Origin of the sequence: Komagataeibacter sp. FNDCF1 (assembly GCF_021295335.1) — a bacterium.
Lineage (GTDB): Bacteria > Pseudomonadota > Alphaproteobacteria > Acetobacterales > Acetobacteraceae > Komagataeibacter.
This window is the reverse complement of the sequence record NZ_JAIWOT010000001.1, coordinates 931,203-946,992: the sequence shown is the minus strand read 5'-3', so window position 1 is coordinate 946,992 and position 15,790 is coordinate 931,203. Positions and strand designations below refer to the sequence as shown.

Below are 15,790 nucleotides of genomic sequence, written 5' to 3'. Positions count from 1 at the left end.
GTCACGCGCTGCGGGGAAAGCACGGGGCTTTCCCTGCCGTCACGTCAGGACAGGAAGCGGCGCAGCCCCAGCCCCTGCGGGCGTTCATGCAGGGTGGAGGGCTGGTAGGCAATGGAAATGATCGTGTGCGCCTGCTGCCATACGCTGACATCTTCCGTCCGCTCCGTCTGCACGGTCGTGACACCGCAGCGCAGCAGGAATTCGTACTGGTCTGGCAGCGGTGTGCCGGTGGCGCGGATCTCGCCCGTAAAGCCCAGATGTTCGCGTAGCGCACGCGCCTGCGTGAAGGCCCGCCCGTCACGGAAGGAGGGGAAGGTCACTGCAACCAGTTCCAGCCGGGGCAGGGCCGCGCGTAGCGCCGCTACATCCACGTCCGGCGCAATGATTACACCCAGCGGGGCATCGCCCGCGCGGGCAAGCCCTTCTTCCAGTCGTGCAAGTGGTACGATCACGGCACCATCGGGCAGGGCTTCACCCTCTGCCGCCATGTACCAGCGATCCTGCGTGACCTGGCCGTTCTCAAGCAGGGGCATAGACGGCATCCTTGAAGCTGGCGGCGCCGAGGCGCCGGTAGGTGTCGAGAAACTGCTCATTGTCATGGCGCAGCACAAGATAGGTATCGATGAGCCGGGCGATGGCATCCACCGTTTCATCTTCCGGCAGCGCCGGGCCAAGGATCTGGCCAATGGCAACATCTCCCCCCGCCGAGCCGCCAAGGGTAAGCTGGAAGAATTCCTGCCCACGCTTGTCCACGCCCAGAATGCCGATATGGCCAGCATGGTGGTGCCCGCATGCGTTGATGCAGCCCGAGATGTTGATGTTGAGCGGCCCGATGCGTTCCTGCAGTTCGGGATTGGCGAAGCGCGCGCTCAGCTTCTGTGCGATGGGGATGGAGCGCGCATTGGCCAGCGCGCAGTAATCCAGCCCCGGGCAGGCGATGATGTCGCCCACCAGCCCGATATTGGGGGTAGCAAGACGGGCGGCCACCAGCTTCTGCCACAGCTCGTGCAACTGGTCCTTGCGCACATGGCCCAGTACCACGTTCTGCATATGGGTTACGCGGATTTCGCCAAAGGAATGGCTGTCCGCCAGGTCTGCCACCAGATCCATCTGGTCGGCCGTGATGTCACCGGGAATGCCGCCATCGGGCTTGACCGAGATCACCGCGCAGATGAAACCTTCGTGCCGGTGGGGGTGGGTATTGGTACGCACCCAGCGGTCAAAGGCCGGGTCCGTCCTGCGGGCTGCCGCCAGCGTCCGGTCCGCATCTGCCGGGGCTTCGAGCGGGGGGATGCCGAAGCGCGCGCGGATGCCTGCCACAATGGCGGGATCAAGCCGGTAATCCGCGCGGTTCATCAGCGCGAATTCGGCGTCCACCTTCTCACGGAACGCTTCGACGCCCAGCGCCTGCACCAGGATCTTGATACGCGCCTTGTACATGTTGTCGCGGCGGCCATAGGCGTTGTACACGCGCACGATCGCCTCAAGGTAGGCCACCAGGTCTTCCTCGGGCAGGTTGTCGCGCAGCTTTACGCCAATGATGGGCGTGCGGCCCAGCCCGCCCCCCACGAACACGTCAAATACCGGACGGCCCTGCGGTCCGGGGCGCGCGACCAGCCCGATATCGTGGAAGCGTGCGGCCACCCGGTCGTGCGGGCTGCCGCTGATCGCGATCTTGAACTTCCGCGGCAGGAACGAGAATTCAGGGTGCAGCGTGGACCACTGGCGCAGGATCTCGGCATGGATGCGTGGGTCAAGCAGTTCATCGGCGGCGGCACCGGCAAACTCGTCGCATGTCACGTTGCGGATGCAGTTGCCACTGGTCTGGATGGCATGCATGTCCACACGGGCGAGAAGTTCAAGAATATCCGGCGTATCTTCCAGCCGGATCCAGTTGAACTGCATGTTCTGGCGCGTGGTGAAATGCCCGTAGTCGCGATCATAGGTGCGCGCGATATGGGCAAGCGCGCGCATCTGGTCCGAACCCATCATGCCATAGGGCACCGCCACGCGCAGCATGTAGGCATGCAACTGCAGGTACAGCCCGTTCATCAGGCGCAGCGGCTTGAACTCGTCCTCGCTCAGATCACCTGCCACGCGGCGGGCCACCTGCTCGCGGAACTGGGCCACACGCTGGGACAGGAAGGTGCGGTCCACCTGGTCATAGGCATAGCGCCCGACCGGCAGGGTGGTGGTGTCAGTGGACATCTTGCGTCTCCACGGGGGCGAAATCGGGGTGGACGGTCGGCCCGAACGCCCGGATGCGTTCACGGACCGTAAGGGGCGTAATGCCCGCGGCATCGGGGTCAAGCTGCACGCCATAGATGCCGACAACCGTACGCGCCGCCGCCGCGGTGCTGGCCTGCTTTATGGCGCTCTCGATTTCCGAGTTGCCGAACACGCGCGCATGGCTGATCAGTTCCGACCATCCCTGTGCCGAAAGCCAGACAATCCGGCCATCGAGCAGACGGTTGGCGGTAATGACGCTTGCGCCGGTCTCATCCCGGCGATTGTTCCTGACATCCACTTGTGAACCGATCCCTTTCAGGCAACAGGCCTGATCTATCCGTAACTGGTAGGAAAAGGCGCACGCTTTTACAAGCGTGCGCCCTTCCTTAATTTAGGCTGCCCTGGCACTTGTGACCCGTGCCTTGCGGGCAGGGGCCTGTCTTTCAGGGCTGCTGGCGCCGGGCCGCATCATCAAGCCGCACCGCATCGCCAATATAGGTGGCCAGGCGGTCCGCCGTCTCATCACGTGACGCGCCTGCCGTCTCCACCCGCAGCGCCGGGCTGGCGGGTGCTTCGTACGGGGCATCGATTCCGGTAAAGCCTGCGATCTTGCCGGCGCGGGCAGCGGCATAAAGCCCCTTGGGATCACGCTGCTCACAGGTCGCCTGCGGCGTGTCGATGAAGATTTCATGGAAGCCGTCCCCCACGATCTGGCGGGCCAGTTCACGGTCCGCCACGGTGGGGGAGATCAGCGCCACGATCACCACCTGTCCGCTCTCGGCCAGGATGCTGGCCACGGCGGCGGCGCGGCGCACGTTCTCGCGGCGGTCCGCCTCCGAAAAGCCAAGGTCGGCGCACAGCCCCGCGCGCAGCGTGTCCCCATCCAGTACCGATACATCAATACCGCGGGCGAACAGGCGGCTTTCCGCCCCACGTGCCAGCGTACTCTTGCCCGCACCCGGCAGGCCGGTCATCCAGAACACACCGCCATGATGGCCCTTGGCCCGGGCGCGGTCCCACAGTGATACGGCGCTGCCGGTGGGGTGAATGGCATTGCGGCCCGCAACACTCTCGGCCACGCCAATCAGCGGCGCGCCGCCCACGATCTGCTGGTTGCGGTCCACCAGTACGCCACGTCCATCCGCCGTGCCGGGCAGGAAGGGATCGAACAGCATGGTTTCCGATACCGCGAGTGTGATCTCGGCAAAGCCTTCGGGCGGTACTTCCTCGGCGGGGTGTTCGGTCAGGTCTTCCAGCCGCACCACGGAATCAATGGCGGCCACGGTTACCTGATGTTCAGCGGTGGCAAGGCGCAGCCTGAAGCTTTCACCCACGCGCAGCGGTTCCTGGCGCAGCCAGAACAGGCGGGTCTGGATGCGTGCGGCCCGGAGCGGCGCATGATCGGCCGGGAACAGGAAGTCACCCCGGTCGGGGATCACGTCCGGCTCCAGTGTGACCGCGACCGACTGGCCCGCGACGGCTGCAACCTGCGGGGCGGTATGCCAGCTTTCGATGGTGGCGATGCGGGCGCGCGCACCGTGCGTGCCGATGACGACTTCATCACCGACGCGGATGCGGCCACGTTCGATACGGCCCACGACAATACGCTTGGTGTCGAAGCGGTAGACATCCTGCACCGGCAGGCGCAGCGGCAGGTCGGCGCGTGAGGACGGGGCCGGGACGGCGGCCAGCGCCTCGGTCAGGGTCGGGCCCTTGTACCACGGCATCCTGTCGGAGCGCGCGGCCATGTTGTCGCCTTCACGCGCGGAAGCAGGCACGAACACGGTCGGCTCGATTTCAAGCTGGTGCAGCAGGGCGGTGATGTCGCGCTCGGCGGCTTCAATCTTCTGCTGGTCGTAACCAAGGATATCGACCTTGTTCATCAGCACGATGACATGGCGGATACCGATCAGGCGCAGCAGCATGGCGTGGCGGCGGGTCTGCTCCTGCGCGCCTTCGTTCGCGTCCACCACCAGCACGGCGGCTTCGGCATCGGCCGCACCCGTGATCATGTTGCGCAGGAACTGCCGGTGGCCCGGCGCATCCACGATCACGAACTGGCGCCTGCCCAGTCTGAAGGGAATGCGCGTGGAATCCACGGTCACACCCTGGTCGCGCTCGATCTGCAGGCTGTCGAGCAGGAAGCTCCATTCAACCGTCAGCCCGCGCTTCTTGCTGGATTCGATGATCTGCGCCACGCGCCCGTCGGGCAGGCTGTCGGTATCGTACAGCAGGCGGCCGATCAGGGTGGACTTGCCGTGGTCGACATGGCCCACGATCACGATGGGGGTGGCGGCTTCCTGCGGGGCAGGGGTCGGGATGGTATTCATTGCAATATAACTCCGTCCTGTCCGCTCAGAGATAGCCGGCAACGCGCAGGCGCTCGAACGCATCTTCCGATTCATGGTCCATCGCGCGGCCCGAGCGTTCGGAGGTGCGGGATGTCTCCAGTTCGGCAATCACTTCGGCCACGGTCGAGGCATTGCTCTCTACCGGGCTGGTGATGTCCTGGTCACCCAGCGAGCGGTAGCGCTTGCCGTCCTTGGCAAAATACAGGTCAACCAGCGGGATGCCTTCACGCTCGATATAGCGCCAGATGTCGATCTCTCGCCATGACAGCAGCGGATGGACGCGCACGTGCATGCCGGGCTCGTGCGGGGTGGCATACTGGTCCCAGAATTCGGGGGGCTGGTTGCGCACGTCCCATTTATGGCCGGAGCCGCGGGGGCTGAACACGCGTTCCTTGGCCCGGGTGGCCTGCTCGTCACGGCGGATTCCCGCGATCACGCCCGCCAGCTTGTATTTGTCGATCATGGCGGCAAGGCCCGCGGTCTTGCGTGCGGCGGAACGTGCGGCAGGCGGCAGGGTGGGGTCTATTTCCTCAACCGGCGGGCAGTCGCCCAGCAGCAGCTCCAGGTTCCACTTCTTGGTGTATTCATCGCGGAACCTGTACATTTCGGGGAATTTCTTGCCCGTATCCACATGCATCACGGGGAAGGGAACGCGACCAAGGAATGCCTTGCGCGCAAGCCAGACCATGACATTGGAATCCTTGCCCAGCGACCACAGCATCGCCAGCGGCTTCAGCTTCCGGTAGGCTTCACGCAGGATGAAGATGCTCTGCGCCTCGAGTTGGTCGAGATCGTCCATGGAAATAAAACCTTCCGTTACGCGAAAGAAGTATCAGGTGGCCGTTCGGGCCGGTGAATATGTATCCCGCCCTTATGAAGGGGAGGGAAGGTGAATGCCACATTCCGTCTTGGCCTGCCCGGCCCAGCGGCCCTGGCGGGGGTCTTCGCCTTCCGTTACCGGGCGGGTGCAGGGAGCGCATCCGATGGAGGGGTAGCCACGCAGGCTGAGCGGGTGGCGTGGCAGGTTGCGACGTGTCATTTCCGCATCCAGTTCACGCGGGGTCCAGGCGGCCAGCGGGTTGATCTTTATCTTGCCCCCCGCGACTTCTTCGACTGTCGGCAGCGCCTGCCGGGTTACGGCCTGCGAGCGCTTGCGGCCCGTAATCCATGCATCGAACGGGATCATGGCCTCATCCAGCGGTTCAACCTTGCGCAGCGCGCAGCAGGCATCGGGGTCGAACGCCCAGAGCTGGCCCTGCGGGTCGCGCTTGCCGATCTGTTTTTCAGCCGGGTGGAGGTCACGCACGTCGCGTAGTCCCAGCACATGGGCCAGTTCCTGCCGGTATGCCAGCGTTTCGGGAAAATGCTGGCCGGTCTGCAAAAACAGCACTGGCACGTCGGGGTCGATTTCGGATGCCATTGCAAGCATGACCGCCGATTCCGCCCCGAAGGAGGAAACAAGGGCGACCTGCCCGCGCAGGCGCGTCAGGGCGACACGAAGCACATCGCGTGCGTTCTCGCCCGCAGCCTTCAGTTCCGCCGCAATATCCGCGTTGATGCGCATAATGTCCTCCATACAGGATTTTACACTAGGCTGTAGCGTTCTTTTCACGCCACACCTAACCCGCAGGGGGTGTAAAATCAAGGGCTGGCCATCATTTACACATATTTTTTTTGCAAATTAACCTTCGCTTTCCGGAAAATGCTGCAAGATGGGGGGAATGTGCCGCAATCAGCGACTCATCAGCACCAGGATGTCGCTGTTTTCCAGCATATGCCGCGTTACACCGCCCAGAATCATCTGCCGCAGGCGGGAGTGGGAATAGGCCCCCATTACAAGCATGTCCGCATTGAACGCATGGGCCGCGGCCAGCATGTCCTCCCCCACGGGATGGGAATCACTACCAAATTCGTGAATATGTGCGGTGATGCCATGGAGCGACAGAAACGAACTGACATGCCGTGCATCCGGTCCGGGGCGCTGGTAGGCCCGGCTGTACAGGATGCATACGGCCTGCGCGCGGCGCAGCAGCGGCAGCGCGTGATGGATGGCCGATGCCGCTTCCGACGTGCCGTTCCAGCCTATGCAGATGCGCCTGCCCGTGGTTGGTGGCGCTACGGGCGGCACGATGATGACCCCCTGCCCACTTTCGAACAACACGGCATGCAGCGTGTCGGAGGAGGAGACATCCCCATCCGGGTTGGGCTGGCGGAGCACGACAAGATCCGACAGCCGCGCCTGAAACGCCACGACGCTGCGGGTGTGGCCGCTATGGGCGATGAAGCTGGCGGACAGGGTATCCATGCCGGCGGGCGAGAAGGGGGAGTCGACCGCCACGACCGGGATGTTTTCCTGTGCGATGAAGGCATCGAACTGCGCGCGCACGCCATGCAGGCGTGCGGCACTTTCCTTGAGGGCGGTGGCGATCATGTCCTGTACCATGGCACCTGACAGTCCTTCACCCACCAGGGGGCCGACCTCCTGCATGTCCGTACCGACATGGAGCACGGCCAGATGCGCGTCAAACATGCGTGCGATGGCACCACCCACCTGCAGTGCGCTTTCCGCGTGACTCATCCCGCCCAGGGGCAGCAATATCCTACGCACACACATCCGGGGCACCTCCTGATCCGTTGGCGCCGCATGGCGGCGGCGCTGTCCTGTGACGGAAACGGATCAGCCGGACTTAAGTTCAGGATCAGGGGTAAAGGCGTTCGGTCGTCCAGCCCTCACCCTCACGGTCCCACACGACCCGGTCATGCAGGCGGTACGGACGATCCTGCCAGAATTCGAAATGCTGCGGCACAAGGCGGAAGCCGCTCCAGTTGGCGGGCCGGGGAATGACTGCGTCCGGTTCGGGGTAGCGGGCTTCCAGTTCGGCAATGGCCGCCTCGAACACCGCGCGGTCGGCCAGCGGGTGGGACTGGTTCGATGCAATCGCCCCCAGGCGCGAGATACGGCTGCGGCTGGCGAAATAGGCATCGGCCTCGGCGGGGGTGACCGGCTCCACCGGGCCTTCGATCCGGATCTGGCGGCGGATGCTTTTCCAGTGGAACAGCAGGGCGGCATGCGGGTTGGCCGCAAGCTCGGCCGCCTTGCGGCTGTTGAGGTTGGTGTAGAACACGAAGCCGCGCCGGTCCGCCCCCTTGAGCAGGATCATGCGGACGGAGGGGCGTCCGTCCGGCGTTGCCGTGGCCAGTGCCATGGCGTTGGGGTCGTTTGGCTCCTGCGCCGTGGCGTCCTGCATCCATGCATCGAACAGGGTGAACGGATCGGCATTGAGGTCAATGAGGGGAAGGGTCATGAACGTGGGGTTCCGCAATGCTGTCTGTCCCGCAGGCGCCGCCCCGGTCATGGCCGGACGGGAATGCGGAAACATATGGAAACATAAGGTAAGTTACCGTGCGATGAATATTGGCTACAATTAACGGCACTCGGCATCTTGTCCGAAACGGCGGCGTGTGCAACCACGAGGCCGAAATTTCATCCGTCATTCATCATTAAGGATACGAGCATGTCAGACGGCGCGCCCACAATCTCCATCAAGGGAACATTGATGAAAGGGAAGCGGGGGCTTGTCATGGGGGTGGCGAATGACCGCTCCATCGCCTGGGGCATTGCGCGCGCCGTGGCGGAGCAGGGCGGGGAACTGGCCTTTACCTATCAGGGTGAGGCGCTGGGCAAGCGCGTACGCCCGCTGGCCGAAAGTGTCGGCTCGACCCTGGTGCTGCCGTGCGACGTGAGCGATGACGCCGCCATTGACGCTACCTTCGCCGCGATCGAGAAGGAATGGGGCAAGATCGACTTTCTGGTCCACGCCATTGGCTGGGCGGACAAGCAGTTCCTGCGCGGGCGCTATGTCGATACCCCGCGGGACGCCTTTCTCAAGGCGCTGGATATCTCGTGCTATTCCTTTACCGCCGTGGCGCGCCGTGCGGCTGCGATCATGAACCCGAATGGCTCGCTGCTCACGCTCACCTATCTGGGGGCGGAGCGTGTCATGCCCCATTACAATGTGATGGGTGTGGCCAAGGCGGCACTTGAGGCATCCGTGCGCTACATGGCGGTGGACCTGGGTGGTGAGGGCATTCGTGTCAACGGTATCTCGGCCGGCCCGGTCATGACACTGGCGGCCAACGGCATCGGGGATTTCCGCTATATCCTGAAGTGGAACCAGTACAATTCCCCGCTGGAGCGCAATGTGTCGCTCGAGGAGGTGGGCGGTGCGGGCCTGTACATGCTATCCGACCTGTCGGGTGGTGTGACGGGGGAGATCCACCACGTTGATTCCGGCTACCATATTGTCGGCATGAAGAACCCCACCGCGCCGGACATCACGGTCGCGGGCAACTGATCGCGGGAAGCCTGCCTGTATGTCCTACAATACCTTCGGCCACCTGTTCCGTGTCACGACATGGGGGGAAAGCCATGGCCCCGCCATTGGCTGCGTGATTGATGGCTGCCCGCCGGGCCTGACACTTGATGTGGCGGACATCCAGCCCTGGCTGGACCGCCGCAGGCCGGGCCAGTCAAGGTTCACCACCCAGCGGCAGGAAGCCGACCAGGTCGAGATCCTGTCCGGTGTGTTCGAGGGCAGGACGACAGGCACCCCCATTTCGCTGCTGATCCGCAATACCGACCAGCGTTCGCGCGATTATGGCGATATCGCCACCCGCTACCGTCCCGGCCATGCCGATGTGGCCTATGACATGAAATACGGCATCCGCGACTATCGTGGCGGCGGCCGGTCTTCTGCGCGCGAGACCGCCATGCGGGTCGCGGCGGGTGCGGTCGCGCGCAGGGTGCTGGGCGATGTAGTACGCATCCGCGCGGCCATGGTGCAGGTCGGGCCGCATGCGGTTGACCGGTCATGCATGGATTGGGATCTGGTCAATGCCAACCCCCTGTTCTGCCCGGATGCAGGCATGCTGCCGGTATGGGAAGAATACCTTGCCGATATCCGCAAGAAGGGATCGTCCATCGGTGCCGTGATCGAGGTCATGGCCGATGGCGTGCCGCCGGGGCTGGGGGCGCCGATCTATGGCAAGCTGGATTCCGATCTTGCCATGGCGCTGATGAGCATCAATGCCGTCAAGGGTGTCGAGATCGGGGAAGGTTTCGCGTCCGCCTGCCTGACGGGGGAGGAAAATGCTGATCCCATGCGCATGGAAGATGGAAAACTGCACTTCGCTTCCAACCATGCGGGCGGCGTGCTGGGGGGTATTTCAACCGGCCAGCCCGTCGTGGCGCGTTTTGCGGTCAAGCCGACCAGTTCGATTCTGACTCCCGTGCCGTCTGTTACGCGGGAAGGGGAGAATGTGGACGTGATGACAAAGGGGCGGCATGACCCCTGTGTCGGTATCCGCGCGGTTCCGGTGGGGGAAGCGATGATGGCCTGCGTGCTGGCTGACCACCTGCTGCGCCACCGGGGGCAGGTGGGCGGTCACAGGCCGGTCGTGCTGTAAAAGTCCGGGCTGTATCCGGTCGCCCTGACACAAGGGGCGGGTGGTCATGCCCATGGCCTTCTGTCGCGGATCCGGCGCGGCGGACCCGGTCCTGCCGCGCCGTACGCGGGATCAGGCTTTCAGCTTTGCGTCCAGCGTTATGGTGGCGTTGAACAGCTTGGAGACGGGGCAGCCCGCCTTGGCCTTTTCCGCCAGTTCCCGGAACTGCTCTTCGGTGGCGTTCGGGATGGCTGCTTCCAGTGTCAGTTTCCCGGCGGTGATGGCAAAGCCTTCGCCCTGCTTTTCCAGCACGATCTCTGATTTTGCATCGAGCGATGTGGCGGTCAGCCCCGCCCCGCCCAGAATGCCCGACAGTGCCATGGCAAAGCACGCGGCGTGGGCGGCCCCCAGCAGTTCCTCGGGGTTGGTGCCGGGCTTGTCCTCGAAACGGGTGTTGAAACCGTAGGGCTGGTTTTTGAGTGAGCCGCTCTGGGTCGAGATCTCGCCCTTGCCGTCCTTCAGCCCGCCTGACCAGTGTGCTGTCGCGTATTTGGTGATCGCCATGGGGGATCGGTCCTTATGTCCGTGATCGAAATGTCAGGGCGCATCAAGCGCCTGGATGGCATGGCATCCGTGGGCAGGCTAACCCGATCTTGCGCGAAAAGTTGCATCAGGACTGCCCTGCCGCCCATGCAGGTCTTGCAATATGCGCCCAAAACGGTCATATCCCGCCACGGCCCCACGTGGGGGCCAATTCGCACGTGAAGCCAATACCTCTGGTGTCCTTGAAAACAGGGCGAGCTTCACGGAGGATAAACCAGACACAAGGATCTAGCCGACATGGCGATGCCTGAATTCACAATGCGCCAGCTGCTCGAAGCTGGCGTGCACTTCGGTCACCACACCCGCCGGTGGAACCCGCGCATGGCGCCGTACCTGTTCGGTGTGCGCAACCAGGTTCACATCATCGACCTGCAGCAGACCGTTCCCATGCTGGACCGTGCGCTGAAGGCGATCCGTGACACCGTTGCCGGTGGCGGTCGCGTGCTGTTTGTCGGCACCAAGCGCGCCGCAGCCGACCAGATTGCCGAAGCGGCCAAGCGCTGCGGCCAGTACTACGTCAACCACCGCTGGCTGGGCGGCATGCTGACGAACTGGAAGACCATTACCGGTTCGATCAAGCGCCTGCGCGGCATTGACGAAATGCTGGAAAATGGCACCCAGGGCCTGACCAAGAAAGAAGTCCTGGACATTACCCGTGACCGTGAGAAGCTTGAGCGTTCGCTCGGCGGCATCAAGGAAATGGGCGGCCTGCCGGACATCCTGTTCGTGATCGACACGAACAAGGAAAAGCTGGCGGTCGAGGAAGCCAACAAGCTGGGTATCCCGGTCGTGGCGGTGCTGGACAGCAACTCCGACCCGCGTGGCGTGACTTTCCCGATCCCGGGCAATGATGACGCCATCCGCGCCATCGCCCTGTATTGCGAACTCGTCTCGTCCGCCGTGCTCGATGGCATCTCGGCCGAGCTGGGCGCATCGGGCGAGGACTTCGGTGCGGCCGAGGAACTGCCGGTTGACCCCGCGGTGGAAACGGCCGTGACGGAAGCCGCGGCTGCCCCGAGCGCCGAATAAGAACCCGGCACCAGCGCGGCTTGGTGGCCGCATGGTGCAACTGACCTGACTGGACGCGCCCCGCACCTGCTGCGGGGCGTGTGCCCGTCATGAGGAGTATCAGGATAATGGCGGAAATTACCGCAGCACTCGTAAAGGAACTTCGCGAGAAGACCGGCGCGGGCATGATGGATTGCAAGAAGGCGCTCAAGGAAGCCGAAGGCGATATCGAAGGCGCGATCGACTGGCTGCGCAAGAAGGGCCTCTCGGCTGCGGCCAAGAAGTCCGGCCGTGTCACGGCGGAAGGTCTGGTTGGCGTGGCGCAGGCGGACCTGAAGGCCGCCATGGTCGAGATCAATGCCGAAACCGATTTCGTGGCGCGTAACGAGCATTTCCAGAACTTCGTCTCCGAAGTGGCGCATGCCGCGCTGAGCGTGGGCGACGATCTGGAAAAGCTGAAGGCTGCCGTGCTGAAAAGCAGCCGCACCGTTGCCGATGAACTGACCCACCTGATTGCCACCATTGGTGAGAACATGTCCATCCGCCGCGCGCGCGTGCTGAGCGTGCCGTCGGGCGTGGTCGCGACCTACGTGCATGGCGCAGTAAGCCCCGGCCTTGGCAAGATTGGCGTTCTGGCTGCCGTCGAGGCGCCTTCCGCCAGCGAGGCGCTGGAAGACCTGGGTCGCCGCGTTGGCATGCATGTCGCCGCCACCCGCCCGGCGGCGCTGGATGTGGACAGCGTTGACCCGCAGGCGCTGGAGCGTGAGCGCGCGGTGCTGGTCGAGCAGGCCAAGGCTTCGGGCAAGCCTGATGCCATCATCGAGAAGATGGTTGATGGCCGTATCCGCAAGTTCTACGAGGAAGTCGTGCTGCTGGAGCAGATCTGGGTACATGACGGTGAAAGCCGCGTGCGCAAGATCGTCGAGAAGGCAGGCGCGAAGCTGACCGGCTTCGATCGCTTCCAGCTTGGTGAAGGCATCGAGAAGGAAGACAACGACTTTGCCGCCGAAGTGGCAAAGGCCGCAGGTCAGTAAAAACTTGCCGGTTTCCGGTTCTTTGCGTGCAAGGGCGGGTGTCTCCTGATGGAATGGGAGGCTCCCGCCCTTGTGCTATCCGCCACCCCGTATGGGGAAGGCAGCGCCATCGTGCATGTGCTGACCGGCGAGCACGGCCTGTATCATGGTCTGGCCCGTGGCGGCTCCGCCAGCAGGGGACGTGCCGTATGGCAGACCGGCAACCTGGTGCGCGCGCGATGGATGGCACGCCTGCCCGAACAGCTGGGCAGCATTACCGCCGAGACGGTTCACGCCTCCGCCGCGCGCATTCTCGATTATCCCCTGCCGCTGGCCATGCTGGCATCGCTGTGCGCGCTGGCTGATGACTGCCTGCCCGAGCGTGAGCCGCATCCGGCCATATTCCAGGGACTGACCAGCCTGCTGGCGCGGATCAGCCTCGACCCGCAATGGGCTGAGGCCGAAGCCATGCCCGAGATCGTACGGTGGGAACTCATGCTGCTGTCGGAACTGGGGTTCGGGCTTGACCTGAATGGTTGCGCACTGGGTGGCAGCCGGGACGACCTGCGCTGGGTCTCGCCCCGCACCGGGCGGGCCGTATCGGATGAAAAGGCGGGGAAATGGCGCGACCGGCTTCTGCCGCTGCCCACTTTCGTACTGCATCCGCAGCAGGTCGGCACGCCACGGGACTGGTATGACGGGCTGCGGCTGTCGGGCCATTTCCTGCGACGCGATGCCTTTGGCCAGCGCCACCGTCCCGTGCCCGAGGCGCGCGGCAGGCTTGCGGACATGATTGCCCGCAAGGCTGATATTCCCGCTGCAGGCGAACCGCCTGAAGACCCGGCCAACCCGCCGGGCTGACAGAACCATTGGACAAACGCCAAAGTTTCGCTATCTGTTCACCTGCGGGAGGAAGATCGCATGCCTGTGGATACAACAGCCGGTCATATTGAAGATACCAAGCTGGCCGATGCGCTGAGCGAGCGCTATCTGGCCTATGCCATGTCAACCATCATGTCGCGCTCTCTGCCCGATGTGCGCGACGGGCTGAAACCGGTGCACCGGCGCATGGTCTATGCCATGCAGCAGCTCAAGCTGGATCCGTCCGCCGGGTTCAAGAAATGCGCCCGCGTGGTGGGTGACGTGATTGGTAAATACCATCCGCATGGCGATGCCTCGGTCTATGAGGCACTGGTGCGGCTGGCGCAGGATTTTGCCGTGCGCTACCCGTTGGTGGAGGGGCAGGGCAATTTCGGCTCGATCGATGGTGATAACGCTGCCGCCATGCGCTACACCGAATCCCGCCTGACCGAAGTGGCAAAGGCCCTGCTGGAAGGAATTGACGAGGACAGCGTCGATTTCCGCCCCACCTATGATGGGGAGGAACACGAACCCGTCGTCCTGCCGGCAGCCTTCCCGAACCTGCTGGCCAACGGGGCGGCAGGTATTGCCGTGGGCATGGCCACCTCCATTCCGCCGCATAATGTGGGTGAGATCTGTGCCGCCGCACTGGCGCTGATCCGCAAGCCCGGCACCACCACGGCGGAACTGCTGGCCCATATGCCCGGCCCCGACTTTCCCACCGGCGGCAGCATTGTCGAGGATCGTGACGCCATACTCCGTGCATACGAGACGGGACGTGGCTCCTTCCGCATCCGCGCGAAGTGGGAAGTCGAGCAGGGGCGCTTCGGAACATGGCAGATCGTGGTGACCGAGATCCCGTATCAGGTCCAGAAATCCCGCCTGATCGAGCAGGTTGCCGACCTGATGGAGCAGAAGAAGCTCCCGCTGCTGGCTGATATCCGCGATGAAAGCACCACCGATATCAGGCTGGTGCTGGAGCCGAAGTCACGCGGGATCGAACCGGCGGTGCTGATGGAAACGCTGTTCCGCGCCACCCAGCTTGAAAGCCGCTTTGGCCTGAACATGAACGTGCTGGGCGCCGATCAGGTACCCGGCGTGCGCAGCCTGAAGGAAGTGCTGCAGGCATGGCTGGACCACCGGCACGACGTATTGCTGCGCCGGAGTGCAAACCGCCTGCAGGCGGTGGACCGGCGGCTGGAAATCCTCGATGGCTTCCTTGCGGTTTACCTGAACCTTGATGAGGTGATCCGCATCGTGCGCGAGGAGGATGACGCGAAGGCGGCATTGATCGCGGCATTCGACCTGACCGAACTGCAGGCGGATTCTGTACTCAACATGCGCCTGCGCAGCCTGCGGCGGCTGGAGGAAATGGAGATCCGCAACGAGCATGCCAAGCTTAGTGCGGAGAAGCAGGCGCTCCATGACCTGCTGGAGAACGAAGGCCAGCGGTGGAAGCATATCGCCAGCGAGATCCGGACCATCCAGAAAACCTTTGGCGGTGGCGCACTGGGCGCGCGGCGCAGCCTGCTGGCGGATGCGCCGGTTGAGATCGACGTGGAGGCAGCACTTCCGGTCGAGCGTGACCCGCTGACGGTCATCCTGTCGCAAAAGGGCTGGATACGCACCATACGTGGCCATGGGCAGGACCCGCAGGCGCTCAAATTCAAGGAAGGGGACGCACCGGGCATGGCGGTGGAATGCCACAGCAATGACCGGCTGTGCGTATTCGCAACGGATGGGCGGGCTTTTACGCTGCGGGTGTCCGACCTGCCGCGCGGGCGGGGTGATGGCCAGCCGCTGCGCCTGATCATCGACCTGTCCAATGATGAGGACATCATCGCCCTGTTCCCGGTGGAGGACACGCGCAGGCGGCTGCTTGCCTCCAGCACGGGGCGCGGCATGATCGTGGCGGAATCTGCCATGACGGCGGAAAAGCGTACCGGCAAGCAGGTCCTGAACCTGAAGGATGGGGAAAGTGCCCAGGCATGTACCCCGGCGGAAGGGGATCATGTGCTTGTGCTGGGCCAGAATAAGCGGCTGCTGGTTTTCCCGCTGGATCAGTTGCCCGAAATGTCACGTGGCCTTGGCGTAATCCTGCAGAAATACAAGGATGGCGGGCTGAAGGATGTCGTGGTGTTCACGGCTGATGCCGGGGTGGCCTGGCCAGATCCCGCGCGGACACGGTCTTTTGCCGACCTGCGTGATTATGTGGGCAAGCGTGCCGAGATGGGCAAACCGGCCCCCACATGGGCCACCCGCAGGCCGCGCGGCTGACGC

General features: G+C 63.8%; 15 protein-coding genes. 6 read left to right on the top strand and 9 right to left on the bottom strand.

Features of this window, described 5'->3' with window-relative positions; genetic code table 11:
* Positions 1-44: 44 nt before the first annotated feature.
* The 8 genes from LDL32_RS04425 to pdxH all read right to left on the bottom strand — a co-directional run bounded on the left by LDL32_RS04425 (position 45) and on the right by pdxH (position 7,885).
* Positions 45-533 (bottom strand): DUF934 domain-containing protein, encoded by a 489-nt coding sequence (locus tag LDL32_RS04425; RefSeq protein ID WP_233064763.1) that lies wholly within the window; start codon positions 531-533, stop codon positions 45-47.
* Positions 520-2,208, bottom strand: a complete 1,689-nt coding sequence (locus LDL32_RS04420) for a nitrite/sulfite reductase (protein ID WP_233064762.1) — start codon at positions 2,206-2,208, stop codon at positions 520-522. Before LDL32_RS04420 ends, LDL32_RS04425 begins: the two co-directional genes overlap by 14 nt.
* Complete coding sequence (locus LDL32_RS04415) at positions 2,198-2,527, bottom strand: DUF2849 domain-containing protein (RefSeq protein WP_233064761.1); 330 nt, start codon at positions 2,525-2,527, stop codon at positions 2,198-2,200. The genes LDL32_RS04420 and LDL32_RS04415 overlap by 11 nt, the downstream gene beginning before the upstream one ends.
* Before the next feature lie 145 nt (positions 2,528-2,672).
* Positions 2,673-4,559, bottom strand: a complete 1,887-nt coding sequence (gene cysC / locus LDL32_RS04410; RefSeq protein ID WP_233064760.1) for an adenylyl-sulfate kinase — start codon at positions 4,557-4,559, stop codon at positions 2,673-2,675.
* A 25-nt stretch (positions 4,560-4,584) separates the two neighbouring features.
* Positions 4,585-5,379: a sulfate adenylyltransferase subunit CysD gene (cysD, locus tag LDL32_RS04405; RefSeq protein ID WP_233064759.1), complete on the bottom strand. Its 795-nt coding sequence runs from the start codon at positions 5,377-5,379 to the stop codon at positions 4,585-4,587.
* 72 nt (positions 5,380-5,451) lie between these two features.
* Positions 5,452-6,144, bottom strand: a complete 693-nt coding sequence (locus LDL32_RS04400; RefSeq protein WP_233064757.1) for a phosphoadenylyl-sulfate reductase — start codon at positions 6,142-6,144, stop codon at positions 5,452-5,454.
* Between the two features lie 168 nt (positions 6,145-6,312).
* The gene (locus tag LDL32_RS04395; protein WP_233068694.1) at positions 6,313-7,158 is read right to left on the bottom strand and encodes a universal stress protein; all 846 of its coding nucleotides are present in this window, start codon (positions 7,156-7,158) and stop codon (positions 6,313-6,315) included.
* A 121-nt stretch (positions 7,159-7,279) separates the two neighbouring features.
* Positions 7,280-7,885 (bottom strand): pyridoxamine 5'-phosphate oxidase, encoded by a 606-nt coding sequence (pdxH, locus tag LDL32_RS04390; RefSeq protein WP_233064755.1) that lies wholly within the window; start codon positions 7,883-7,885, stop codon positions 7,280-7,282.
* Between the two features lie 210 nt (positions 7,886-8,095).
* Here pdxH and fabI point away from each other — a divergent pair, with 210 nt between their 5' ends.
* Positions 8,096-8,935, top strand: coding sequence for an enoyl-ACP reductase FabI (fabI, locus tag LDL32_RS04385; RefSeq protein WP_233064754.1), 840 nt, complete (start codon positions 8,096-8,098; stop codon positions 8,933-8,935).
* A 19-nt stretch (positions 8,936-8,954) separates the two neighbouring features.
* Positions 8,955-10,046 carry a chorismate synthase gene (gene aroC, locus LDL32_RS04380; protein ID WP_233064753.1) on the top strand — a complete coding sequence of 364 codons (1,092 nt, stop codon included), beginning with the start codon at positions 8,955-8,957 and terminating at the stop codon, positions 10,044-10,046.
* A gap of 111 nt (positions 10,047-10,157) precedes the next feature.
* On the opposite strand, the gene LDL32_RS04375 is transcribed toward aroC, so the two are convergent.
* Positions 10,158-10,589: an OsmC family protein gene (locus LDL32_RS04375; protein WP_233064752.1), complete on the bottom strand. Its 432-nt coding sequence runs from the start codon at positions 10,587-10,589 to the stop codon at positions 10,158-10,160.
* Between the two features lie 276 nt (positions 10,590-10,865).
* Between LDL32_RS04375 and rpsB the strand changes: the two genes are divergently transcribed.
* The 4 genes from rpsB to parC all read left to right on the top strand — a co-directional run bounded on the left by rpsB (position 10,866) and on the right by parC (position 15,787).
* Positions 10,866-11,657, top strand: coding sequence for a 30S ribosomal protein S2 (rpsB, locus tag LDL32_RS04370; RefSeq protein WP_233064751.1), 792 nt, complete (start codon positions 10,866-10,868; stop codon positions 11,655-11,657).
* A gap of 107 nt (positions 11,658-11,764) precedes the next feature.
* Complete coding sequence (tsf, locus tag LDL32_RS04365; RefSeq protein ID WP_233064750.1) at positions 11,765-12,670, top strand: translation elongation factor Ts; 906 nt, start codon at positions 11,765-11,767, stop codon at positions 12,668-12,670.
* A 48-nt stretch (positions 12,671-12,718) separates the two neighbouring features.
* Positions 12,719-13,510, top strand: a complete 792-nt coding sequence (gene recO / locus LDL32_RS04360; protein ID WP_233064749.1) for a DNA repair protein RecO — start codon at positions 12,719-12,721, stop codon at positions 13,508-13,510.
* 60 nt (positions 13,511-13,570) lie between these two features.
* The gene (gene parC, locus LDL32_RS04355) at positions 13,571-15,787 is read left to right on the top strand and encodes a DNA topoisomerase IV subunit A (protein WP_233064748.1); all 2,217 of its coding nucleotides are present in this window, start codon (positions 13,571-13,573) and stop codon (positions 15,785-15,787) included.
* The last annotated feature ends 3 nt before the right edge of the window (positions 15,788-15,790 follow it).